The 24,008-nt window shown below is 71.5% G+C and carries 16 protein-coding genes; 8 read left to right on the forward strand and 8 right to left on the reverse strand.

Annotation, left to right across the window (positions count from 1 at the left end):
• Window positions 1–193: 193 nt before the first annotated feature.
• The gene (locus DQ238_RS23610) at window positions 194–2,254 is read right to left on the reverse strand and encodes a toprim domain-containing protein (protein WP_233495767.1); all 2,061 of its coding nucleotides are present in this window, start codon (window positions 2,252–2,254) and stop codon (window positions 194–196) included.
• Window positions 2,251–5,643 carry a MobF family relaxase gene (mobF, locus tag DQ238_RS23615; RefSeq protein WP_233495768.1) on the reverse strand — a complete coding sequence of 1,131 codons (3,393 nt, stop codon included), beginning with the start codon at window positions 5,641–5,643 and terminating at the stop codon, window positions 2,251–2,253. The genes DQ238_RS23610 and mobF overlap by 4 nt, the downstream gene beginning before the upstream one ends.
• Before the next feature lie 285 nt (window positions 5,644–5,928).
• On the opposite strand from mobF, the gene DQ238_RS06570 reads away from it, so the two are divergent.
• A complete protein-coding gene (locus tag DQ238_RS06570) occupies window positions 5,929–6,852 on the forward strand; it encodes a GNAT family N-acetyltransferase (RefSeq protein ID WP_113780500.1) in 924 nt (307 codons plus the stop codon).
• 316 nt (window positions 6,853–7,168) lie between these two features.
• Here the strand turns inward: DQ238_RS06570 and DQ238_RS06575 are convergent, their stop codons facing one another.
• The 6 genes from DQ238_RS06575 to DQ238_RS06600 form a co-directional block, all read right to left on the reverse strand.
• Entirely contained in the window at window positions 7,169–7,858 is a 690-nt protein-coding gene (locus DQ238_RS06575; protein WP_113780501.1) for a hypothetical protein, read from the reverse strand.
• Window positions 7,855–8,331 carry a hypothetical protein gene (locus DQ238_RS06580; protein WP_113780502.1) on the reverse strand — a complete coding sequence of 159 codons (477 nt, stop codon included), beginning with the start codon at window positions 8,329–8,331 and terminating at the stop codon, window positions 7,855–7,857. The genes DQ238_RS06575 and DQ238_RS06580 overlap by 4 nt, the downstream gene beginning before the upstream one ends.
• A complete protein-coding gene (locus tag DQ238_RS06585; RefSeq protein WP_113780503.1) occupies window positions 8,328–9,353 on the reverse strand; it encodes a hypothetical protein in 1,026 nt (341 codons plus the stop codon). The genes DQ238_RS06580 and DQ238_RS06585 overlap by 4 nt, the downstream gene beginning before the upstream one ends.
• A 79-nt stretch (window positions 9,354–9,432) precedes the next feature.
• Window positions 9,433–10,464 (reverse strand): ImmA/IrrE family metallo-endopeptidase, encoded by a 1,032-nt coding sequence (locus tag DQ238_RS06590; protein ID WP_113780504.1) that lies wholly within the window; start codon window positions 10,462–10,464, stop codon window positions 9,433–9,435.
• Window positions 10,461–11,396 (reverse strand): hypothetical protein, encoded by a 936-nt coding sequence (locus tag DQ238_RS06595; protein WP_147263014.1) that lies wholly within the window; start codon window positions 11,394–11,396, stop codon window positions 10,461–10,463. Before DQ238_RS06595 ends, DQ238_RS06590 begins: the two co-directional genes overlap by 4 nt.
• Window positions 11,397–11,482: 86 nt before the next feature.
• Window positions 11,483–12,457: a hypothetical protein gene (locus DQ238_RS06600; protein WP_147263015.1), complete on the reverse strand. Its 975-nt coding sequence runs from the start codon at window positions 12,455–12,457 to the stop codon at window positions 11,483–11,485.
• A 211-nt stretch (window positions 12,458–12,668) separates the two neighbouring features.
• On the opposite strand from DQ238_RS06600, the gene DQ238_RS06605 reads away from it, so the two are divergent.
• The 7 genes from DQ238_RS06605 (at window position 12,669) to DQ238_RS06635 (ending at window position 23,923) form a co-directional block, all read left to right on the forward strand.
• The gene (locus tag DQ238_RS06605) at window positions 12,669–14,588 is read left to right on the forward strand and encodes a hypothetical protein (protein ID WP_147263016.1); all 1,920 of its coding nucleotides are present in this window, start codon (window positions 12,669–12,671) and stop codon (window positions 14,586–14,588) included.
• Window positions 14,589–14,637: 49 nt separating this feature from the next.
• Window positions 14,638–16,218, forward strand: coding sequence for a class I SAM-dependent DNA methyltransferase (locus tag DQ238_RS06610; protein WP_233495769.1), 1,581 nt, complete (start codon window positions 14,638–14,640; stop codon window positions 16,216–16,218).
• A 104-nt stretch (window positions 16,219–16,322) separates the two neighbouring features.
• Complete coding sequence (locus DQ238_RS06615) at window positions 16,323–17,462, forward strand: restriction endonuclease subunit S (RefSeq protein WP_233495782.1); 1,140 nt, start codon at window positions 16,323–16,325, stop codon at window positions 17,460–17,462.
• 117 nt (window positions 17,463–17,579) lie between these two features.
• Window positions 17,580–19,328, forward strand: coding sequence for an ATP-binding protein (locus DQ238_RS06620; protein WP_113780510.1), 1,749 nt, complete (start codon window positions 17,580–17,582; stop codon window positions 19,326–19,328).
• On the forward strand, window positions 19,325–22,501 hold the full coding sequence (locus DQ238_RS06625) for a type I restriction endonuclease subunit R (RefSeq protein ID WP_113780511.1): 3,177 nt from the start codon (window positions 19,325–19,327) through the stop codon (window positions 22,499–22,501). The genes DQ238_RS06620 and DQ238_RS06625 overlap by 4 nt, the downstream gene beginning before the upstream one ends.
• Before the next feature lie 37 nt (window positions 22,502–22,538).
• Window positions 22,539–23,498, forward strand: a complete 960-nt coding sequence (locus DQ238_RS06630; RefSeq protein WP_113780512.1) for a TIR domain-containing protein — start codon at window positions 22,539–22,541, stop codon at window positions 23,496–23,498.
• 2 nt (window positions 23,499–23,500) lie between these two features.
• Window positions 23,501–23,923, forward strand: a complete 423-nt coding sequence (locus DQ238_RS06635; protein ID WP_147263018.1) for an FxLYD domain-containing protein — start codon at window positions 23,501–23,503, stop codon at window positions 23,921–23,923.
• The last annotated feature ends 85 nt before the right edge of the window (window positions 23,924–24,008 follow it).

Here is a 24,008-nt window from a genome sequence, read left to right on the forward strand (position 1 = left end):
GCACCACCGAGCCGGTGAGAGTGACGAGGAGATCGCCGAAGCCTTCGGCCTGACCGAAGCCCGGGTGTGGAGCGCACTCACCTACGAGCTGGACGGCCGAGCTCAGCTAACGGCCTGAGCGGCGCGGCCATGACCCGCACCGGCACCCCGCGCAGCGTTCCGCTGGAGTCGTAGGCGTTCCTCGGTGCGCGACCTACCGCTCGGGTGCCACCGTGATCACCGCGGGCCGGACGAGGAACGCCTCCTCGGGGGCGTGGTTCCTCGGGGAGACGGGGCCGGATGCGGGCCGCCGCGGCCCGGGCCTGGGAGCCGGCACGTCGACGGCCGGCGCTCGCCGGTCACTGGCCGCCAGCACCGCCGAGTGGACGACGCCGACGGGTAGCAGGAGAGCCTCGGTGACCCGGTCGATCTGCGACAGCCACCGCGACGGCGGCAGCGCGGTGATGACGGCAGCCACGTCACGGATCGCGGCGTCGACGTCGGCCCGATGGCCGCTCCGCGCGACGGCGAGACGGGCGTCGAGCAGCTGGTGGGCGAGGCTGCCGGCCGTGGCGATGGCCTGCCGCAGTGCGCCGGCGCCGTGCCGGCAGAGCAGGGCGGTGGGGTCGTCGCCGGCCGGCAGCTGCAGTCGGCGGGGATCGTCGCCGCGGGCGGTCAGCTGCCAGAAGAGGCGCTCGGCGGCGCGGCAGCCGGCGGGGTCGTCGTCGGTGGCGACCAGCACGCCGGGCCGTCCGGCGCCGATCCACGGGCGGAGCAGGTCTGCCTGCTGCTCGGTCAAGCCGGCGCCGAGGGCGGCGACCCCCACGGTGGAGCCGTCACCGGCGAGGGTGAGAGCGATCGCATCCAACGGACCCTCAACGATCGCCGGGACGGCTCCGGCGGCCAGCGCGGTCCGGTTCTCGACGAGGCCGAACAGGTGCTCGCCCTTGCGGTAGAGGTCGGTGGTCGGGGTGTTCAGGTACTTCGGGCCGACGCGGCCGTCACCGTTGGCGGGGGAGCGGCGGGCGATGAAGCCGCGGACGGCGCCGTCGGCGTCCTGGACGGGGAGGACCAGCCGGTCACGGAAGCGGTCGACGAGGTGCCCGGTGCGCGCCCGGATGCCCAGGCCGGCGGCGAGGAGCTCCTCGTCGGTGGCGCCGAGCCCGCGCAGATGGTCGACGAGGGCGGTCCAGCCGCCGGGGGCATGGCCGACGACGAAGCGGTCGTCGTCGAGCAGGTCGGGGCCCAGCCGACCGCGTAGGTAGGTAGGCGCCCAGGAGTCGCGGTAGCGGCCGGCGTAGAAGGCGGCGGTCTGGGTGTTGAGCTCGATGAGCCGGGCGCGACCGACGGCGGCGGTGGCCCAGAAGTGCTGCTCGAGCAGGTAGTCGGCCTCGTCCGCGGCAGGGTCGGCAGGCGGGGCGAACGGACCAGCGGCGACCGGCTGCGACGCCAGGCGGCGTGAGGTCGCCTCGCCGGCGGACACGTCGCAGGCCACGATCCCGGCGGCATCGTCGGTGTTGGGGAGGAGGTGGGCGTCGTCGGGTGGCTGTAGGTCGGCCGGCAGCGGCTCGACGGTGTCGACGGGGGTGGGGTTGGTGAGGGCCTGGATGCGGAAGACCAGGACCTCGGCCGTCCGGCCGGGCGGCACGTCCGCGGGCAGCCCGGCCAGTGCGGCGGTGATCAGCGTGTCCGGAAGCCAGCCGGTGCGGGCGCCCGCGGTAACGGCGGCGACCAGCGCCGGCCAGGCGGGGTCGGCCGGCACCCGCCGCCGGAGCTCGTCGGGGAGTCGATCGAGCAGGGTGGCGCACCAGCCCGGCCGTTGCGGCCCGGCGACCGCCCGGTCCGGGTCGGTTCCGGGGACCAGGTGGGGCGTCAGCCGCGACCAGAGGACGGCGGCGGGCAGGTCGTCGGGCAGCGGCCGGGCTCCGGCGACGACGGCGAGGAGGGAGGCGGCGTCCAGACCGGCGTCATCGGCGTCCGCGAGCCGCTCGGCCAGCGCCGGCCAGTGCTGGTCGCGACGGATCCGCGGGTCGAGGGCGTCGGCCAGCGCCGCCCACAGCGCGCCGGACCGGGCGGGTCCGGCGGCGCTCAGGGCGTCGTCGAGCCGGCGCTGGTGCCGTCGCTCGACGGCGCCAGGCAGGGGTGGACCGGTGGGACGGCGGTCGGTGTCGGGCACGCCGTGGGCGGCGCGCCAGACGGCCAGCTCGGCGCGCAGCGCGGCGTGCTGCGGGTCGGGCAGCGGACGGGCACAGCCGGGGGCGGTGGTGAGGGTCATGGCCGCAGTGGCGCGGGCGATGGTATCCGCGCCGGCGCCCACCCGGGCGGCGCAGGCGGCCAGGTAAGGCCCCTAGTGCGGATCGTCGACGAGGGCGGCCGGGATGCCGGGCAGCCAAGGCAGCGGCCCGGGCGGTCCGCCGCCGTCGAGGCGCCAGACGAGGACGGCGGCCGGATCGGCCGCGCTGTCCAGCTCGCGGGTCGCGACGGCCGCGCGTAGAGCGTCGGCGGGGTCGGTCCGCCCAGGGCTAGCAGGGCCAGGTGGCCGCGCAGCGTCGGCCAGGCCGGCTCAGCGGTCAGCCCGTGGCGGATCTGCTCGGCGGCGTCCTCCAGTTGCTCTGCCGTCTCCGGTCCGAGGCGGTGGTCGGCGGCGAACCGCAGCGTGTCGACGTAGCGGGTGGCGACCTGGTGCAGCCGCCCGGCCGGCTCGGCGTCCGTGCGCCGGACGGCGGTCGCCGCAGTCTGGGCGCCGTCCCGGCCTAGCACTGCCTGGAGGAACTCGGTGGCAGTCGGCGGGCTCACCGTCTGGGGCTGGGTGAGCGTGTGCGGGTCGCTGCCGCCGGCGGTGGTCAGGTAGAGGTGGTTGGCTGCTCGTCCGCGGGAGAGGGCCACGTACAGCAGCTGCCGGGTCTCGGTACCGGACAGGACGGTGTGGCAGACCTCGGCAGTGGTGCCCTGGGCGGTGTGCACGGTGGCCGCGTAGCCCAGCTGCACGTGCTCGCGCACGTACCCGGCGGGCAGGGTGACCTGCCGGCCGGTGGCGGTGTGCACGGCGGCGAGGGCGCCGTCGGGGTGCGCGGCGGTTACGGTGAAGCGGTCGCCGTTCTTCACCCACTCGACCGCGGTGATCGGCAGGGCCCGGTTGTTGGCCCGGGTGATGATCGGATCACCGGCACTCACTCGGGTGCCGTCGACGAGCGCCACCTCCGGTCCGGGCGGGCCGCAGGTGGCGGCGAGCCGGTCGGCCCGGGCCCGGACGTTGAGCTGGGCGACCTGGTCCCGGGTGGCGGCCAGCAGCAGCGCGTCGACGCCTCGGGCGCGGTCGGCGGCCCAGGCGGCGTAAGCCTGCTCGGCGCAGCCGGCGACGTCGCCTATGTGCACCCGGTCGGCGTCGAGGTAGAAACCCAGCCCGATGGGGTTACCAGCGCGGACGGCAGCGGTGGCGGCGGCCTCGGCCGGATCGGCGAAGCGCACCAGCTCGTCGAGGGTGACTGCGCCGTGGGCGGCGGCGATCGCCGAGAGCACGCCGCCGGCGGCCACGGCGGCCAGCTGCCGGTCGTCGCCGACCAGCCGCATTGACCCGCCCCGGCCGAGCACGTACTCCACGACCCGGGACAGCTCGAGGGTGCCGGCCATACCGGCCTCGTCGACGACAACGAGCGTGCCCGGGCCGATGTCGGCCGCCCAGTCGGGCAGCGAGCCGGTGCCGAGGGACCAGGCCAGCTTGGCCAGGGTGTCGCACGGTCCGCCGAGGCTGTTCCGCAGAGCGCCGGCCGCGGCGGCCGACGGAGCCAGTCCGAGCACGGTGCCGCCGCCGGCGCTCCAGGCGCGGGCGAGGGTGGCCAGCGCGGTGGTCTTGCCCGCCCCGGCCGGAGCCAACGCGAGCTGCAGCCGGGCGCCGCTGCCGGCCAGGTCGCGCACCAGCCGCGCCTGACCGTCGTTGAGCCGGGCACCGTTGGCGGTGGCCTCCAGCAGCGCCAGTTCCACGGTGGCCGGATCGGCGCGGCGCCCGTCGTGGTTTCCGGCGGCGGTGAACAGATGCTGTTCGGCGTCGAGGATCGCCTGGCTGGTGTAGAGCCGGGCACCGGCAACGGTGTACACGCTGGCGCCGTCCGAGCGGCGCAGCTCCGCTGGCTCGGCCACCTCGTCCGAGTCCCCCAGGGGGATCGACAGGCCGGGGGAGAGGGCCGCCTCCACGATCCGGGCGACCGCCCTGTCGACGTCGCCGCGGGCCAGTGCGGCCGCACGCACCAGCCGCTCGGCTTCGGCGTGCAGGTGCCAAGCCTGCCAGGTCGCTCGCCCGCCACTGACGGCGTCGACCACGCGGGTCGCGGCGTCGCGCACCCACTCATCGCCGAAACGGGGCGGGAGTGGCCGACGAGGGTGCAGGGCGCGGTCGAGCATGGCGGCCACGCCGTCCGGTCCGCCAAGAACCACCTGTGCCTCCTGCCGCCAGGCCGCTCGCTGCTCGGCGAGTGAGCGCGGCTCGTGCTTCGCCGCCCGGGTCTCCAAGGTGGCCTGCTGCGCCAGGGCGATCGCCTCGACCGGGGTGGGTGGGCGGTCGTGCTGGCGGTGGAAGTCGGCGGCCAGCACGCTGCGGCGGGCCTCGATCGCCCGGCGCCGTGAGGACCAGGCGGCCAGCAGCCGCGGATCCACGCCGACGACCTCGCGGATCGGCCGGTGTCCGGGCTTGGTGCCCGGCCGTTCGGTGAAGGCCAGGCCGAGCCGGTCGAGCAGCTCGGCCTCCAACCGGGTGTCATAGCGCTCGGAGGCGGCCACGGCGGCCTGGTGCAGCACCCGCCCGTCCAGCGCCCGCCAGCGGCCGTCGCGGGTCTGCACCTTGTTGCTGACCGCCACGTGGGTGTGCAGATCCGGGTCTCCGGCGCGGGAGTCGCGGTGGGTGAACACCGCGGCGATCAGCCCCGTGGTCTCCACCTGGCGCACACCGCCGGCGCCCAGCCGGGTGAAGCTGGCGTGCCGCTCCAGCCAGTTCAGGGTGTCGGCGACCGCGGCGGCGTGCGCGGCCTCGACCTGCTCGGCCACCTGCTGCGGCGCGATCGCCCACAGCGCCGAGACCGACTTGACCGGGGAGAAGGTCAGGTCGTAGCCGGCCACCGCGCTGGACCCCGGACGGGATACCCGGGCGAGGAACCCCGACAGTTCGCGGGCGTCGGCTGGAGCGCGGCCGTGCTCTTGGGCGAACAGGGCCGCGGCCAGCTCGCTGCGGATCCGCGCCCGCTCCTGGGCTGCCAGCGGCGCGCCGGGTGGCCGGCCGCGTGCGGCGTTGACCGCGGCGAACTCGTGGGCGCACCGTGCCCGGAACCCGTCCGCCGGGGAAGTGTGGACAGGGAGCGGCCGGCCCAGCGCGCCGGCCGTCCGGGCCTGCTCAGGGGTCTGCCCGTCGGTCAGTGCCTGGCGCTCGAGCCGGGCGGCGTCGGGATGGCGGCCGGCGCCGAAGAGCGACCGCATCTGCTCCTCGATGACCGGGTCCCCGGCGACCGGCGTACCCAGGCCGGCCAGGCCGGCACCGGCCCACCGGCCCGGTGACTCCCCGCGCTGGGTGTAGTAGTCGCCCAGTCCGTCCCGGCCCCGGGCGGTGGCGTCGAACGCTGCCACCTGCCGCGTCAGGTACGTGTACCCGTCCCCGGCGGTCAGCTTGTGCAGCGTCATCACGGCCGCGGACCGTAGGAACAGGACCTCCTGTTCTTCTGCCGGGAACCTCCAGTGAGCCCTGGGTGATCGCCCGGTAGCGGCGGGGTGATCCTCCGGTCGATCTCCGGTACACCTCGGATCCGCTTCAGTGGTCCTCCAGTACTTCTCCTGTAGTCCTCCTGTGGACCTGCAGTGCTGGCCAGCAGAGGGAGCTGGGGGCCGGGGGCGGGACGGCGGTAGCGTGCGGCCTGTTCCGCACCGGTAGCGGCCTCCTGGACCACGCTCGCCCGCTGGAGGCTGCCGATGACCCCCGTCCGTGTGCGCCCGTTCCACCGCGCCGACCGCGACCAGCTGACCGCACTGGTCAATGCGCACGCCCAGGCCGTCGTGCCCGGCGTCGTGGTGTCGGTGAACACCGTGCTCAGCCAGCTGGAGGCCGAGCCGGGCGAGTTCATCGTCGACCCCTGGGTCGACCAGCGCGCCACCCTGGTCGCCGAGCAGCGCGGCCGCGTGGTCGCCGCGGCGCACCTGCTGCGCTACCGCGGCGACGGTGACGTCGGGGACAGCTACCGGGACGTCGGGGAGATCCGCTGGCTGCTGTACTGGCCACCGGCGCCGTTCTGGCCCGACACCGAGGCCGCCGGCGACGCGCTGGCCACCGCCGCGGTCACCTGGCTGCAGGCCACCGGCGCCCGGCGGCTCTACGCCGACGGGACCCTGCCCACTCCCGGTGTGTACGGGCTGCCCGAGCAGTGGCCGCACGTGCACGCCGTCCTGCGCCGCGCCGGCTTCACCCCCGGAGAGCATGCCGAGCTCGTCCTGCTCGCCGACGTCTCCGCCCTGCCCCGCCCGCCGTCACCGCTGGCCGGACTGTCCGTGGCCCGCACGCTGGGGGTCAACGGCACCCGCTTCACCGCGCTGCTCGACGGCCGGGCGGTCGGCTATCTGGAGGTTCAGCAGCGTGGTGACGCCGGCCGCCTGGTCGCTCAGCACCGCTTGGCCGACATCGGCAACCTGCACGTCGACCCCGCCCACCGCCGCCGCGGCATCGCTGGCTGGCTGCTCGGCCAGGCCGCCGATTGGCTGCACCTCGGCCACGTTGACCGGCTGCTCGACTACTGCAGCCCGGACGACAGGGGCTACCGCGCCTTCCTGCGGCAAGCCGGCTTCCACCCGCTCGCCCACACCACCCGCGGATGGGAGCTGCCCATCACGACCGCATCCTGAGCTCGAACTGCTCCATCGCCTCCCGTCGCTGCGGGTCTCCCCAGCCCTCCACCGGGAGTGCAAGACGTGTGACGGTCCTCGATCCTGACTTCTCTGGGGAGCTGTGGTCGCGTCACAGCCCGAGGCATATGTCGCAGCTGCCGGCAATACGGACGTCGTCGCAGGGCCTGGCCCAAGGCGGATAATCATCAACAAGTACGCCACGGATCCCTGCCTCCGAGAGCTCGGAGAACTGATAGATCGCTCGCTTTCGCGACTCGGCAAGCGATCCGTCGGCCAGCCCGGCGCCCGCGCGCTTGCCTGCCCAGGCCGCTGACTACTCTTGCGGGCCTGCGGTGGCCGGCTTGGGGCTCCGGCGCCACCAGGGTGTAGTAAGGGCCTTGACATGGTTCTCGGCGGCCTTGAGGAACGTCTCCTCGGCCGTCCGGAGCTCGCTCAGGTCGACGCGGTCCGGGCCGATGTTCATGCCGGCGTCGTTGTCCAGGGCCGGCTCGAGCCAGGCTGCGCGCATCGAGGCGCCGGTGACCCTGCGGAGCTGCCCGACGAGGTCGTTGTAGGCGTCGCCGGTCGTCGGGTCTTCGGCGCGGGTCCATGCTTGGTAGTAGGACAGGCGGGACTGCACCCGGCGTACCTCCTCGGACAGGCGAATTCTCTCTTTGCCGTCCTGGTCGTGGCGACGCCGCCGGATGGCGTAAGGGAACTCCTTGTAGTCGGCGTAGGCCTGGTAGGCCTCGGCGAGGGTGGTGCGGACGCGGGCCCGCTCCTCGAGGCGGGTGGCGCGTCGGGCCAGGGCGGTGGTGATCGAGCCGCTGACGATGGCGGCGACGACCGCCGCGGACAGCACCGCACCGGTGAGCCCGCCACCCGAGGTCGCCGGTGCGTTGTTGGGCGCCGGCGCCGGGGTCGGTGTGGTGCTGGTGGTCGTTGTCGCCGCCGGCGGGATCAGCGAGGGGATCGGGTCCGTCGGCGTGGGCGGGGCGGCCGGCGTCGGCGTGGGGCTGGTCACGGGGACGTCCTTCGGGCGGCTCGGGGGACGGCGGGCGGGTGGGGCGGGTCGTGCGGGGCTTCCTCACCGGGCCACTCGCCGGTCTGGCGCCACCAGGCCTCGCGGATGAGGTGGGCGCAGATGTGCCCGGCGAGGACGGCGCCGCCGTCGCGCCAGGTCCACCGCCGCTCCGGCGGGTCGTAGGGGTACCAGATGCACAAGCTGCCGTCGTCATAGCGGTGCTTGGAGCCGGGGCCAGGCACGTAGATGGCCGGGGTGTCCGGTGTGTTCGGACCGAACTCGATGGTCACGCGCTGCGGCTCCAGGCCGGCTGGGGTGAGGACGACCCGGACAGCGAAGCCGCCGCGGCGCCGACGTCCCGGCGGGACGACGGCGACGTCCGCGCCGACCGCCCGCAGCTCGGCGATGAGCCGCAGGCGGTGGGCGGGGCGGTCGAACCAGGCGGGGTGCCGGTGTACGGGGCGGCGGGTCACTGCGGCCGGGGGCCGCCGTAGGCCCGCGTCGGCGGGATCGTGGCCGCGGTCCCGCCCAGGCCGAGTGCGATCGTGGTGACCGGCCGGCTGGTGCGCAGCGCGGCGACCGCGGAGGCGAGCTTGTCCTCCAGGGGCGCGTCGACGTAGTCGCGGAACACGCGGTGGAGGGCCGACTGCACCTTGGTCTCGTCGTCGTGCTTGATCGCGTCGGCCATGGCGGTGGCCGCGGCGCGCAGCCGCTGGACGGCCACGTCGCGGGAGATGCCGTTGACCAGCTTCAGCGCCTTGGAGACCCCGGCCGGGTCGGGGGTGTTGCAGCCAGTGGCGAGGAACGTCGCTCCGTCGTCGAAGACGGCGTGCAGGGCGGCGGCGAGGCCCATGCCGGCCTGGATGTACTCCAGCGCCATGGCCGAGAGGTGGAAGCTGGAGAACGCCGGGCTCGACCACTGCTTGTTCCAGGCCTTCAGCAGGCGGATGGCCCGCCGCCGGGTGCGCCGCAGCGACTCCGTGCCGCCGTTGAGCAGCGCCACGTGCTTCTCCGGGTCGGAGGCTTCCCAGCGGCGCATGTCCAGGTTCGGGATCCACAGGCCGCTGCCGTCGCGCCGCGTGAGCGCGACGACGAGGTCCACCGAGGGGTCCTGGCCGTTGATCGGCTCACCGAAGGTGATCTTGGGGCCGCGCTTGGACTTCCCGCAGCGCGCGTTGGGGTAGCTCAAGCGGATCTCAGGGCCGAGCAGGGCGCACAGCTCGTCGACGATGTCGTTGGGCGTCTTCCCGCCGCCCTCGGGGCCGAGGTCGGGGTAGTGAACCCGGTTGAGGACCAGACCGCCGTCGCCGTCGGTCACCGGGTGGTTCACGGTGAACTGGGCGAGGGAGCCGGAGGAGTAGGTGCGCAGCGCCCCGGGGAAGTCCATGGCGATCTCGCGGACGAGCGCGAGCCGGTCGCGGGCCTCGGCCAGCACCGTGTCGTCGGCGGCGATCTGGCCGCGGATGGTGTTCAGGTAGTCGTCGGTGTGGCCCATGGCCGGTCCTCCAGGTGTGTTGCGGGCGGTGGTCGCCCTCTCACACCGGTATGACGCCGAACCTCACCGAGCCGTCCGGTCAGCCGGCGCAGTCCCGGCAGATCGTCGCGGTTCGGCTGGGGAACCGGCTGGGGGCCAGGACCGACCAGCACCGCTGGCACGTGCGCTCGGCGGCCGAGGTGCAGGCGCAGTGGCCGCTGCTGCAGCGCGGGGTGCCGCACTTGGCGCAGGACCCGTCCGGCGTGAATTCCTCCTCGCACACCTCGCACGTCCAGGTGCGCGGCACGAACTGCCGGGTACCGGTGCGCGGCGGCGCGAAGGCCTTCCACCCGGCCCGGTCGAGGACGGTGACGGTGATCAGGTGCTCGCCGGCCCAGGCGGCGTCGCCGTAGAGCAGTTCGCTCCTGTGGCCGCCGCGATACTGCAGGTACGTGTCGTTCACTCGGGCGCTTCGTCCCTGGCAGAGCGCGGCGCCGACCAACGGGGTGTGGGCTTGGCTGGTGCCTCGAGCCGGCGGGAAGACCTCGTCGCCGTGGGCGGCCGCGAAGGAGACCGTGCCGGTGGAGTCGAGCACGGTGACGACGCCGTGGGTGCCCAGCTGCTCGGCGATCCGGACGCAGCAGGCGGCGCGGGAGGCCTGGGTCCGCTCGAAGAGGTCCACGACGTCGGCGGCGCTCGGGGAACGGCCATCGGCCCGGAGGGCAAGCACCTCGTCGGGGAGGAGAACGAGGGAAGCAAACATGTCGCAGGCGGCGTCCTCGAACGCCTCCTTGTCCGCCGGCTGACGACGGACGGCGATCGCGAGCCGGGAGTCGTGCTTCTGTAGGTGATGGCCCAACTCATGCAGGGCGGTGAACTGCCGCCGGCGGGGGCTCAGCGACTCGGTGACCGTCAGGGTCGGCGGGACGGTGGAGTGAACGTAGCCGCCGGCCACCGAGCAGCGCGCCTGCGCTTCGGCGTCGGGCACCCGGCGCACCTGCACCTCGGTCCAGCTCTCCAGCTCGCTGAGCGCGTCGGTGTGCAGCCGCTGGGCGGCGCCCGGGTGGGCGGCCTTGAGTCGCTCCAGCGTCAGCCGCGCCTGCTTGACGACGTCGACCCGGATCACGTTCATGCGTCGGCGTCCGGGTTCAGCTGCTCGCCCTGGGCCCAGAGGCGGATGCGGTCGGACCAGGAGGGTTCTCGTTCGCCCGTCTGGCGGGCCGCCATCGCGCCGATGTCGAAGGCGAGGGCCGTGCGCGCCGCGGCCTCGGTGAGCCCGCGGCGGCGGCGATGTTGGCGAACCAGGCTCCGCCACCTTGGTTGAGCCAGCTCGACGACCAGGGCCAGGGGTGGCGGTGCGGCTTTCGGTGCGGCGCCCAGCACCTGACGGAGCACGTCAGCCTCGGCCGGTGTCGGAGGCCGCTTGCCGTCGATGAGGTCCAGGACGACGGGCAGCGGCACCCCGAGGCGCGCGGCGGCCTCGTCGAGATCTGCGGGGTCGACGGCGTCGAGGTCGATCGCGGCCGGGGCACCGGCGGGGGCGTCGCCGGCGTCGGCCGGGACAGGAACGGCCTCGACCGCTGGCTCGGCCAGCAGATCGAGGTCGTCGGCGAGCTCCGCCCGAACGTCGTCGACGAGTGGGGCGGTGCTCGCGGGTTCGGCCGCGGGGGCCCGATCGGCGATACGGCTCAGCACGGCGGCACCCAGGTCGTCCACCGGCCGGTCCAGCACGCTCGCCGGCAGGGCGCGGCGCAGCCCGGCCCAGACGGTGACCGGCACGCCCAGCACCGTGCCGTCCAGAACCACCGTGTCGGTGTCGGCTGCCGCGCCTCCGCTGTCGACCGACGCGGGCACCACGGTCACCGACTCGACGTCGACGGCGATGAGCACCACCAGCGCGGTGACGTCCTCGCGGACGGCTCGCCACAGCTGACCTGCGGCCGGAACCCAGCTGGACCGTGGCCCGAAGCGCCGGTCCAGCGCTGTCTCCCTCAACTGTGGCGCGGCGGCCTTCTCGGCCAGCGCCAGCAGCTCCTGCGGCACAGCGCCGCTCTCGGCGGGCATCACGGCGGCCTCCTCTTCCGATACGCGCGGCCGGGAGGCCGCATCTCGGTTGACGCCGAACCCGCGCCGATCGTCCGGGCGGCCGGTCACGGGTTCACCACGCAGAGCCGGTACAGCTCCAGCGTCACCTCGGCGCGCAGACCGTCGTCGGGCACCAGCTCGACCAGCACCGCCTTCAGCTTGCCGCTCGCGGCGTAGGTCTGGCTGCGGCCCAGGCCAAGAATCTGCGCCTGCTCGCCGTTCGGCTTGTCGAGATGCGGCAGCAGCGCGCGCTGCGCCGGCGACAGTTGGGCGTAGACCTCCTGGGCTCTGTCGCTGACCTCGAGCAACACGTCGGGGCGGTCCTCGAGCGGCGCGGCGGCCGCCTCGAACGTCTGCTCCTCGAGGCTGGCGTCGGTGTACTCGACCGCGGCGGGGAAGCGCCGCACCAGCACCGCGGTCAGCTGGGCCACCTCCAGCGAGCCGGTGGCCGCGCTCAGGACGGCCCGGAGGATCTCCACCAGGGAGGCGTCGCTGGCCAGCGGGCTCCGCCGGGGCCCCGACCAGCGGACGGCCTGCACGTCGGGCACCGCGTACGCCGCGGCGACGAGGGGCTGCAGGTCTCCGCCGTAGGGCGGCAGCGGGTCACCGGCGAGCTGCCACCACCCGGCGCCCAGAGCGCCCGGCGGGACCCGGGCGAACGCCTCCGTCGCCGAGAGGAGATCTTCGATCTTGCGGCGGATCGCTCCGAGGTCGGTGTCGCGCGCGCAGTCCACCAGGAAGTGCCGGACCGACCGGCGGAGGTAGCGGGCCATCGACGCGACGTCGGTCACCTGGGCGAGTAGGGCGGCGGTCACCGCTGGCCCCTTGGCGGCGAAGAACTCCTGGGCGCAGTCGGCCACCGTGTCCGAGTTCCAGGTCGCCCCGGGGGCGAGGAGGACCGGGAACCGGTGCACCTCCTGGCCCACCAGCTCGAGGAGCAGCCGAAGCCCGTGCGTCCCGAAGTGTCCGAGCTCCTGCAGCTCGCGGTACGCGTCGATGATCGGTCCTCCGCCCGCATCGTCGGCGACTTTGCGCCTCACTCCGTGGACCGAGTGCTGCTGGGGAAACTGAGGCTGGTTCATGGCGTGGCTCCAGACGGCGAGGGCCCCCGGCCGGTAGCCCACGAGAAGCTTGTCATCCTTCTTGGTCAAACTATTGCTGCTCACCGATAGGGCCGCTTATCAGCGCCTCAGATCGACGCTGAGGTGCGTCCGAGTATGGTCATCTCAAGGCCGCGGGAGGTGACGGATGATGACGGAGACCGCGCCGCCGCGTCTGCTCACCTTGCCGGACATCGCTGCCCTGGCCGGTGTCCAACGCGCCGTCGTCTCCATGTGGCGGCGCCGCACCTCCGTGCGCGGTGCCGTGGTCCCCTTCCCGGCCGCGGTCGCCGTGGTGGACACGGTCGAGCACTTCGCCCTCGATGACGTCGTCGCATATCTCGCGGCGACCGGCCGCGGCAAGAATCCGGAGGCAGCCGTGGACGCGGCCACCTTGGCTGCCCCGGTCGCGGCTGGCCACGAGTCCGCCGAGCTACTGCTTACACTCGCCGTGCTGACCGGCGCGGACCTCGCAAGTCTGGGCCCCGCCGAGCTGGTCACGCTCGCCGGGGAAGTCGATCAGGACGACCATTTCCTGCTGCGCGAGGCGAGGGAGCAGAGCTGGCACCCGGACCTGCCCGGGCACGTCGACGAGCTGATGGCCGCGTCGTTCGGCGCCGAGGACGCCTTCGCCCGGCTGGACGGCGGTCGGCTCGCTCGCGGCGCCGGGCACCGCGGCTGCGCTCCCGAGTTGGTGTCGCTCGTCGCCTGCGTGACCGCTGCCTGCCGCGATCACGCAGGCACCGGCGCGGTGCTCGACGCCAGTGGTGACCTGCAGTTCGATCAAGTCCTGGCCCCGCACTTCCCGGCCGTGCTGATCGAAGACTCTGCCGGTGTCGCGGCCCGCCGTCTGCGCCGTCGCGCCGCCGCGCTGCAATGGCCGGTCCTCCCGGAGCCGGGCAGCGTGCCCATCGTCCGCGTCCGGTCACTGCTCGGCATGGCGACCGACGACGTCCTGCATTCCGCTGACGACGTGGTGGTCAGCCTCGGTCCGGGGGATGTCGCCGTGGTACTGGGCCCGGCGACCGCGTTGACCGACGCCCTGGTGGGGTCCGTCGAGCGGGCGCGGGCAGAGACGCTCCGGCCGGGACCGCTGGCGACTGCCCTCCGGCTGCCGCGCGGCCTGTGGAAGGCGGCGCACCGGCAGAGCCCTGCCGTGTGGGTGCTGACCCAAGGCACCGGTCGCACTGAGGCCCGGCTGGCCGACCTGGACGGCGTCGATCTTGACCTCGACGATCTCGCCGCCGACGTCGCACAGGCCATGGCACCGCTGACGACCAGCGGGCCGTTGCCGACGGAGGCCCGCACCTATCGCTACCTGCGCCCACGTGCACTCGATCGGGTACTGGCCGGCGGGCCGCTGGTGCCACGCGGCACGCGGGCAGTGCGCCTGCACACAGGCGACGACCACCTGGAGACGACGCACTCCGCCGCCCGGGAACTGGAACGGCCGCTGCCGCCCCTCGATACCTCGGTGGCTGCTTGCCATGCCCGACCGGTGGTCCGCTGGCTGTCGTTGGGCGAACTGGTGAACGACAAGCGGCTCGTCCTGCGCCAGGGCAGTCGGATCGACCCGGCCGGTGCAGACCCCCGCGGTACGGTGCACGTGCTCTCCGCGGACGGCGCCGACGCAGACGTGCGGCTCGACCCCTTCTACGCGCGCGACCGGTACGCCCGGGCCACTTGGACCGAGCCCGGTGACGTGGTCTTCATCGAAAAGCCTCGGCCGCGGGCCATCGTCGACACCCGGGGCGGCAGCCTGGTGGCCACCCCGAGCCGCATCCTGCGGCTGGCCGACAACGCCCCGGTGGGTCCGCACGTGCTGGCCGAGCGGATCAACCGGTCGGTGCCGGGCAGCGAGTGGCGCACGTGGGACGTGCCCGCTCTCTCTCGCGCCGAGGCGGAGGCCCTGGATGCCCGCCTGGCTGAGGTCGCCTCGTACCGCTACGAGCTGCACCGGCACGAGCGGGCCCTCGACACGTGGGCTGCCGCCGCGGTCGCCGGGGTGGCAGCTGGCTCGCTCGCCGTCCCTCCGACCGATCAGCAGACCGCACCCGCAGAGAACAGGTGAATAAGTGCCTCCACGCGCCCAGAATCAGACTCCGGCAGAGCCGTCGACTGTGAAGGAGCTCAAGGACACCCTCTGGAAGGCCGCCGACAAGCTGCGCGGCTCGCTGTCGGCCCATCAGTACAAGGACGTGATCCTGGGGCTGGTCTTCCTTAAGTACGTCTCCGACGCCTACGACGAGCGGCGTGAGCAGATCCGCATAGACGCGCTGGCCGACGGGTGGAGCGAGGCGCAGATCGCCTCGATCATCGATGACCGCGAGGAGTACCAGGGCTACGGCGTCTTCGTGGTGCCCCCCGTCGCCCGGTGGACATACCTGGCGCAGTACGCCAAGGGCAAGCCGGCCGAGGGATTCGAGCCCGACCGAACAATCGGCGAGCTGATCGTGGCCGCGATGGACGCGCTCATGGTGGCGAACGAGAGCCTGCGGGGCACCTTGCCGCGGCTCTACAACAACGACAACATCGACCAGCGGCGGCTCGGTGAGCTGGTGGACCTGTTCAATAGCGCGCGGTTCAGTCGGCAGGGTGAGCACCGGGCCCGCGATCTGATGGGCGAGGTGTACGAGTACTTCCTGGGGACCTTCGCCCGGGCCGAAGGGCGGCGGGGTGGGGAGTTCTTCACGCCGCCGTCGGTGGTGCGGGTGCTGGTCGAGGTGCTGGAGCCGAGCAAGGGGCGGGTGTATGACCCGTGCTGCGGGTCGGGCGGGATGTTCGTGCAGACGGACAGGTTCCTTCGCGAGCACGATGGCGACCCGAAGGACATCGCGATCTTCGGTCAGGAGTCGATCGAGGAGACGTGGCGAATGGCGAAAATGAACCTCGCCATCCACGGCATCGAAAACAAGGGGCTGGGCGCGCGGTGGGGCGACACGTTCGCCCGCGACCAGCACGGCGACCTGCGCATGGACTACGTGCTGGCCAACCCGCCATTCAACGTCAAGGACTGGACGCGCAATCCCGACGACCCGCGCTGGGTGTACGGGGTGCCACCGGCGAACAACGCGAACTACGCGTGGATCCAGCATGTGATCTCCAAGCTGGCGCCGGGTGGGCAAGCCGGCGTGGTGATGGCGAACGGCTCGATGTCGTCGCAGAGCAATGGGGAGGGCGACATCCGATCGGCGATCGTCGAGGCCGACCTGGTCTCGTGCATGGTGGCGCTGCCGACGCAGCTGTTCCGCTCGACCGGCATCCCGGTGTGCCTCTGGTTCTTCGCCCGCGACAAGGCTGCGGGCGCGCACGGATCGGTGGATCGGCGCGGCGAGGTGCTGTTCATCGACGCCCGGGAGCTCGGCTATCTGGTTGACCGGGCCGAACGTGCCTTGTCGGACGAGGAGATCGTGCGCATCGGCGACACCTTCCACGCCTGGCGGGGTTCACCGTCGGCGACCGCGAAGGGGCAGACGTACGAGGACGTGCCCGGCTTTTGTCGAAGCGCCACCTTGGCCGAAATCAAGGAAGCCGACTACGCGCTGACGCCCGGCCGGTACGTCGGCTTGGCTGCAATTGAGGAAGACGGCGAGCCGCTGGACGCGAAGATTGAGCGGCTGCGCACCGAGTTGCTGGCTGCCTTCGACGAAAGCCAGCGCCTCGAACAGCTCGTCCGCACCCAGTTGGAGCGCCTCACGTGAGCACTCCGACGCGGACCGGCGGGCGCGACGCAACGCAAGCGGTCATTCCAGGACGTATCGCATTGAGCGTCGGGCGCCCACTAATCCCCGAGCCCGAAGGGTTCGTGTGGACCAACTTGACCGATGTAGCTCAACTTGAAAGCGGGCATACACCCAGTCGTTCGCATCCCGAGTACTGGGACGGCGACATCCCGTGGATCGGTATCCGTGACGCTACCGCAAACCATGGCAGGCGAATCTCAAGCACGCGGGAGACTATTAGCCAAGCCGGCCTGGACAACTCCTCCGCCCGGCTGTTGCCAGCAGGTACCGTTTGCCTTTCTAGAACGGCGTCAGTGGGGTTCGTCGTCGAGACAACTCGTCCTATGGCTACAAGTCAGGACTTTGTCAACTGGGTGTGCGGACCCCAGGTGTCAAGTGCGTACCTCCGTTACGTCCTCATGCTGGAACAGGACAGTATTCGACGCTTCGCCCATGGCACTACACATCAGACAATGTACTATCCGGAAGCCAAGGCGCTTCACGCCCTGCTGCCCTGTCGGCGAACGCAAAAGGCGATCACCGAAATCCTCGGTTGCCTCGACGACAAGATCGTCGCCAATTCGATTGTCGCTGAAAAGGCGGACGCGCTCGCAGCCGCCGCATATGCGTCAGCGGCGACCGAGACCGCGACACTGTCCTCCCTTGCGCGCTTCGTCAACGGGAAAGCTTTCACGAAGGGTGCCAGCGGCAAGGGTCGAGTCGTCATCCGCATCGCGGAGCTAAATTCGGGCCTGGGTGAGTCCACGGTGTACAACGACATCGAGGTCACTGACGACCACGTGGCGAGGCCGGGCGACCTGTTGTTCGCCTGGTCGGGTTCGCTGACGGCAGCGCGCTGGTTTCGGGCCGAGGCGATCATCAATCAGCACATCTTCAAGGTTGTCGCGGACCGTGGCTGGCCGCTGTGGCTGGTCAACCAGGCCGTCCGCAGCAAGCTGGCCGAGTTCAAGGCCATCGCCGCGGACAAGGCAACGACGATGGGCCACATCCAGCGGCGACACCTCGATCAGCCAGTCGCCATCCCGTCACCCGAGGTCGTCGAGCGCATCGACGGCATGATGACCGGTCTGTGGGACGCCGCCTTGGCCGCTGAGCTCGAGCGAGAGCGGTTGGCGGTGACGCGGGACGAGCTGCTGCCGCTGCTGATGTCGGGCAAGGTCCGCGTCCGTGACGCGCAGCGCCGAGTGGGCGACACCCTGTAAGTCCTGCGCCGACTCTTGCGCACTTGCGACATCGCAAGACCATGCGCAAGAGTCGACGCAAGAGTCAGCGCGGATCGGCAGGTCGGAGCCAGCTGTCGCGACAACTAGAGGAGCCAAGTGGAGACGTCCGCGATCATCGTACGGCTGCGACGGGTCGGAACCGACCTCGCCGACGTCGAGGTCAAGGCAGCCGCGGGCGGCCTGCCCAAGGACCTGGTCGAGACACTCAGCGCCTTCTCCAACGGCGACGGCGGCACCATCCTCCTCGGGCTGGACGAACGCGCCGGTTTCGCCCCGGCGCCCGGATTCGCCGCGGATCGCATCAGGGACGCCCTCGTCCACGCCTGCGCCAACCTTATGGAGCCACCACTACGGGTGCCGGTGGACATCGAAGAGATTGACGGCGGCCTTCTCGTGCGTGCTGACGTACCCGAACTTGATCCGGTCGAGAAGCCCTGCTTCGTCAAGGCTCGCGGGGAGTACCAGGGTTCGTTCATCCGCACCGGGGACGGCGATCTCCGCCTGACCCACTACGAGATCACGCAGTTCCTGTCCAACCGCGGTCAACCCACACACGACACCGAACCTGTCACCGGCGCCTCGGTCGACGACTTGGACCCTGATCTCGTCGCGGCGCTCCTGCGACGTGTGCGGGAGCGCTCGCCTCGATCGATCGCCGGGATCGACGACGTCGAGGCCCTCATCCGTCTCGGCGCGCTGACCCGGGTCAAGGATGACGTCCATCCGACCATGGCCGGCCTGCTGGCCCTCGGCGTGTACCCACAGCAGTTCTTCCCGCAGCTGTTCGTGGCCTTCGTCGCGTTGCCCGGGCTCGCCATGGGCGACAAGAGCCCCGACGGCAAACGATTCCTCGACAACCTGAGCCTCGTCGGCCCCCTCCCGCTCATCGTCTCGGAGGCGGGCGAGGCCCTGCGCCGCAACATGCGCTCGGCGTCGGTGGTGACCGACCTCGGGCGGGTCGACCGCTACGACTACCCACTCGAGGTGTTCCGCGAACTGCTGGTCAACGCGGTCATGCATCGCGACTACAGCCCCGCTGCCCGAGGCATGCGCGTCCAGGTGGAGCTCTATCCCGACCGCCTCGTCGTACGGAGTCCGGGAGGCTTGTTCGGGTCGAACCGTGCACACACCCTGGGCACTGCTGACCAGGTGTCGACGTCCCGCAACGCCACCCTCGCCCGCCTGCTCGCCGATGTCGAGCTGCCCGGCGAGCCTGGGCGGGTGCTGTGCGAGAACCGCGGATCCGGCCTGCCCTCGGTCGTCCGGCAGCTGCGCCAGGCGGGGATGAGCCCGCCGGACTTCCACGTCACCCCGGCGGATGTCGGGGTGCGGGTTCCTCGACACGCCCTGCTCGACGTGGACGTCGTCGAGTGGATCGGCTCCCTGAAGCAGGACAGACTCACCGACGCCCAGCACCTCGCGCTGGCGATGATGCGTAGCAGCGGTCGGGTCACCAACGGAATGCTCCAAGCCTGGGGCGTCGACCGCATCGCTGCCGGTTCGGCGCTTCGCGACCTGGTCGACCGGGGCCTCGCCACGAGCAGCGGCGGCAAGCGGTACGCCAGCTACGAGCTGGTCGACGACGTGGAACTTCCCGTCGCCACCGTTCAGGCCGAGCCCGAGGCCGGGCGCGGCATCGAGGCCGACTTCGACGCGATTAAGCAGGCCATCCGTGCCGGGCACACAACCGCTCGTGGGCTCCAGGCGGCGCTGGGGATGAGCTACGACGCCGTCCACCGCAGGCTGCGCGCCCTGCGCGAACGGGGCGAGGTGGAGCAGACCCGGGACCGCAACGCCAAGAACCAGAGTTACCGCATCGTCGAGGACATGGGGGACGCACGATGACCTTCACTGAGGCCGACTGGGAGGCCATCGCGCTTGACCAGTTCGCCGAGCACGGTTGGCAGCACGTCGAGGGCAAGGCCATCGCGCCGGGCACCGACAACGGCCGCACCAGCTGGAGCGACCTGTTCTGCCGTGGCCGGCTGCTCGCCGCCGTCCACCGGCTCAACCCGCAGGTCCCGTTGGAGTTCCGCGAGCAGGCCGTCGCGGACATCCTCGCGCCGCAGTCGGCGGATTCGCTCGCCGAGAACTTCCAGTTGCACCAGATCATGGTCGGCGGCTTCCGCGGCCTCACCTACACCGACGCCGACGGCGTCGAGCAGAACCCCACCATCCGGGTCATCAGCCACCGAATCGAGGAGAACGAGTACCTCGCCGCCGGGCAGGTGACCATCCGCGATCACGACGTCGAGCGGCGCTTCGACGTCGTCCTGTACCTCAACGGCATCCCCGTGCTCATCGTGGAGCTCAAGCGGGCCGGCGCTGAGCACGCCGATCTCTCCTCTGCCCACGCTCAGCTGGTCACCTACCTGCGCGAGTTCCCGCTGGCCTTCCGCGGCTGCGTGCTCACCGTCATCACTGATGGCATCGCCGCCAGGTACGGCACCCCGTTCACCCCGCTCAACCACTACGCCCCCTGGAACGTCGACGACGACGGCATCGTCGTCGCCACCGGGGACGACCCCACCGACCAGGACGCTCAGGTCGCTCTCGACGTGCTCATCGACGGCCTCGCCAACCAGGAACGCTTCGGCCAGCTGCTGCGCAACTTCGTCGCCTTCGACGAAGTCGGCGACGGCTGGCTCAAGCGAGTCGCCAAGCCGCACCAGTACTTCGCCGTCACCAAGGCCGTTGGCAGCACCGTGGACGCCGTTCGCAGCGACGGTCGGGCCGGCGTCGTCTGGCACACCCAGGGCTCCGGCAAGTCGATGGAGATGGAGCTCTACGCTCACGCGGTCGCCGAGCATCCGCAACTGGGCAATCCCACCCTCATCGTCGTCACCGACCGCACCGAGCTCGACGATCAGCTCTACACCGGTTTCACCGTGTCGCGGCTGTTGCGTGAGAGCCCGGTGCAGGTCGGCACCCGCGAGGAGCTACGCAGCGCACTGGCTGACCGCAACACCGGCGGCATCTACTTCACCACCCTGCAGAAGTTCGGTCGCACCGACGCCGAACGCCAAACCGGCCAGGCCCATCCGCTGCTGTCCGACCGGCGGAACGTCATCGTGATCGTCGACGAAGCACACCGCAGCCACTACGACGACCTGGACGGGTTCGCTCGGCACATCCGCGACGCCCTGCCGCACGCGACCTTCATCGCCTTCACGGGCACCCCCATCGCGCAGGCCGATCGCAACACCGCCGAGGTGTTCGGCCCGGTCATCGACACCTACGACCTCACCCGTGCCGTTACCGACGGCGCCACCGTCCCGGTCGTGTTCGAGCCCCGGCTCATCACCGTCGAACGCACCGCGGACGTCACCGCCGAGGACCTCGACGCCGCAGCCGACGAGGCGACCACGGGTCTGGACGATGTCGAACGCGCCCGGGTCGAAGCCGCCGTCACCGCCCTCAACGCCGTCTACGGGGCCCCGGCGCGGCTGAAGACCCTGGCGGCCGACATCGTCAAGCACTGGGAGCGTCGCCGCGCCGCCGTCCGGCCGTTCCTCGGCCGGTCGGGCCGGGCGATGATCGTGGGCGCCACCCGAGAGATCTGCGCTCGGCTCTACGACGAGATCGTCGCGCTACGCCCCGACTGGCACTCCGATGCCCTTGATAGCGGCGTGATCAAAGTCGTCTACTCCGGAAATGCGACGGACCAGCCGCCGGTCTCCGCGCACGTGCGCCGCGGGTCGCAGAACAAGGTCATCCAGGCGCGGCTCAAGGAAGAAGCCGGCGAAGACCCGCTGGAGCTCGTGATCGTGCAGAACATGATGCTCACCGGGTTCGACGCGCCCCCTTTGCACACGCTCTACCTCGACCGCCCGCTGCGGGGAGCGCTGCTCATGCAGACGCTGGCCCGGGTCAACCGCACGTTCCGGGCCAAGGACGCCGGACTACTGGTCGCCTACGCACCGATCACCGAGAACCTCGCCGCGGCGCTCGCCGAGTACACCGTGCGGGACCATACCGACCGACCGGTGGGGCGCGACGTCGAGGAGTCCGTCGAACTCACCCGGCGGCTGGTCGGTGAACTCGACGCGCTGTCTGCCGGCTATCCGTGGCGGTCCAAGCTGACCGGCGATAAGCGCAGCTACCGCGATGCCCTGCTCGGGCTGACGAACTACGTCCGCTCGCCGGCCACACCGGGCAACCAGGTCGGCGAGGACCAGAAGCCACTGGTCGACCGCTTCCGGGAACTGGCCAACTCGCTGTCCCGCGCCTGGGCGCTGGCTGCCGGCGGCACCACCCTCCCCGAGCTGCGCGCCGCCGCGCAGTTCTACGAGGAGGTGCGCGTGTGGATGGGCAAGTTCGACGCCGCGGCCCGCATGGCCGAGGGACGCCCGGTGCCCGCCGAGATCGAGCTGATGCTCGCCGGCCTGGTGGCCTCGTCGACCGCCACCGGGGAGATCCTCGACATCTACGAGGCCGCAGGCATGGAGCGGCCGAAACTGACCGACCTGACCCCCGAGTACACCGCCTCGGTCCAGGAGGCCGCCAACCCCCACCTGGCGATCGAAGCGCTGCGAGACCTGCTGGTCTCCGAGTCCGACGCCGCGACGCAGCACAACCTGGTGCGCCAACGAGCGTTCTCACAGCGGCTGCAGGAGCTGATGAACAAGTACACCAACCAGCAGCTGACCTCGGCCGAGATCATCGCCGCAATGATCGAGATGGCGCACGACGTCGCCGCCGAGGCGGACCGGGGGGCTTCGTTCGACCCCCCGCTCTCGGTGGACGAGCTGGCGTTCTACGACGCGGTGAGCAGCAACGAGTCAGCTGTGGACCTGCAGGGCTCCGACGTCCTCGCGAACATCGCCCGCGACCTGGTCGCCGTCATGCGACGCGACGTCAAGACCGACTGGACCGTACGCGACGACGTCCGGGCCAAGCTGCGCTCGTCCATCAAGCGGCTCCTGGTAAGCCACAACTACCCCCCGGATCAGCAGCCCGAAGCGATTCGCTTGGTCATCGAGCAGATGGAGGCGATGGCACCCCGCTTCGCCGCATGACGACGCCGTGGTCCGCCAGAATCGCTGAGTGCCAGCGATGCCGAAACCAGCATCTGACGACGGCAGACGGCTGGTTCAGGGCGTCTGGGACTTGTTCGAGAAGCTGGGCAACTGGCCGACGGTGGGACAGGTCGCCGATCGGCTGGATCGTCTTCATGACCTCGCCTTTGAGGATGCCTTGCCCGACGTGCCAGCTCCGCTGCTCTACGGCGTTCATCCGGGGCGGGTGACCTCCGATGAGGAGACCGTCGGCTTGACCCTCGCCGGGGCTGCGGCGGCAGAGGGCTCCGCGGAGGACCTGCGACTGGTTGTTATCGCGGTTGCCTTGGCCGCCCGAGTGCGGCGAGCCTGGGAGCCACCGGCGGACGATCGAGACGCCGAACTCCTCTTCACCGCGTCCGACCTAGCCCGACAGGTGCAGCTGCCCGTCGCGGATCGTGCGTTGCTGCTGGCCCGGGTAGGCGCTTTGCTTCGGATGGAGAACTGGGGTTGGAAGGCCGCCAGCCACGGTGTGGCGCCGGATGCATGGTCGTTCAGTATCGATCGCCGTGTCCGCCGCTTCCGCGGAGCGGCCGACGTGGAAGATTTCTGGACCCGGGCCCATCCCCCGTCCCAGACGCTCGGCGGCGCGGATGCGCCGCCGCTCTCCGTCGTGGCCGCGCGCGCCACAGGACAGCCCGACTCGAGGAGCAGCGTGAGCAACCGAATCATCTTCCTGGTGCACGGCCGTGACCATGAGGCTCGCGACGCGCTCATCCAGCTGCTGCGCGCCTTCGACCTGCGAGTGGTCACGTGGCGGGAAGCGGCCAGCCAGGCCGGTGGGGGTGGAACGCCCTACACCGGGGACATTGTGAGGGCCGGCATGAGCATGGCCGATGCCGTGGTCGTTCTGCTGACCGTGGCCTCAGCGACACCGCAGGGATCCACACGATCCGGTTGCGGGACGACGTGGAGTCCCGGAGGGACTTCGCCGCCCGGCTCCGTGATGCCGGACTGACCGTGGACACCGAGCACGAGCAGTGGCGGACCGTGGGCACCTTTGATCGGCCGACCCTCACTGCCAGCGACTTGGCGGTAGAGCCAGCCCTCCCTCGCGACCGTGCAGGTCAGGCGGCAGATCCGACCGAGCAGCAACTCGAGACGATCCGTCTCACGGGCACTCTCGTGGCCTCGAGGCTCCGTCGTCTGGACACGCCCTTCAGTACGGACGTGGTGGGAGAGCTGACCAACGAGTCCAGCATCGCGCTGAACCTTGTTCTCCTGGGCGCCACCTTCCTCGACGGGGCCGGGCGCATTGTTGGCACAGCGGACGGTGCCGTGAACGGATTGCCAGGTGGCGCGACGAAGTCCTTCCGCCTCACAAGCGTGGGCATGGTCCAGGACGCGACAAGCTTCAAGGTCCAGTCGAACGGGCAGATGTGAGCCTGCAGCGAGTTAGGCTCCAGGTCGCGGTATCCGGCGCCTGCTGCAGTTCGAGAGCCGTTCGCAATTTGCTGCACGATCCTCT

It is taken from the genome of Geodermatophilus sp. TF02-6 (genome assembly GCF_003319115.1).
Taxonomy (GTDB): domain Bacteria; phylum Actinomycetota; class Actinomycetes; order Mycobacteriales; family Geodermatophilaceae; genus Geodermatophilus.

Coding starts and splice junctions, on each gene's coding strand:
- DQ238_RS23610 (WP_233495767.1), bottom strand. CDS start 2,254: ATGACCCTCACCACCGCCCCCGGCTGTGCCCGTCCGCTGCCCGACCCG.
- mobF (WP_233495768.1), bottom strand. CDS start 5,643: ATGACGCTGCACAAGCTGACCGCCGGGGACGGGTACACGTACCTGACG.
- DQ238_RS06570 (WP_113780500.1), top strand. CDS start 5,929: ATGACCCCCGTCCGTGTGCGCCCGTTCCACCGCGCCGACCGCGACCAG.
- DQ238_RS06585 (WP_113780503.1), bottom strand. CDS start 9,353: ATGGGCCACACCGACGACTACCTGAACACCATCCGCGGCCAGATCGCC.
- DQ238_RS06590 (WP_113780504.1), bottom strand. CDS start 10,464: ATGAACGTGATCCGGGTCGACGTCGTCAAGCAGGCGCGGCTGACGCTG.
- DQ238_RS06595 (WP_147263014.1), bottom strand. CDS start 11,396: ATGCCCGCCGAGAGCGGCGCTGTGCCGCAGGAGCTGCTGGCGCTGGCC.
- DQ238_RS06605 (WP_147263016.1), top strand. CDS start 12,669: ATGACGGAGACCGCGCCGCCGCGTCTGCTCACCTTGCCGGACATCGCT.
- DQ238_RS06625 (WP_113780511.1), top strand. CDS start 19,325: ATGACCTTCACTGAGGCCGACTGGGAGGCCATCGCGCTTGACCAGTTC.
- DQ238_RS06630 (WP_113780512.1), top strand. CDS start 22,539: ATGCCGAAACCAGCATCTGACGACGGCAGACGGCTGGTTCAGGGCGTC.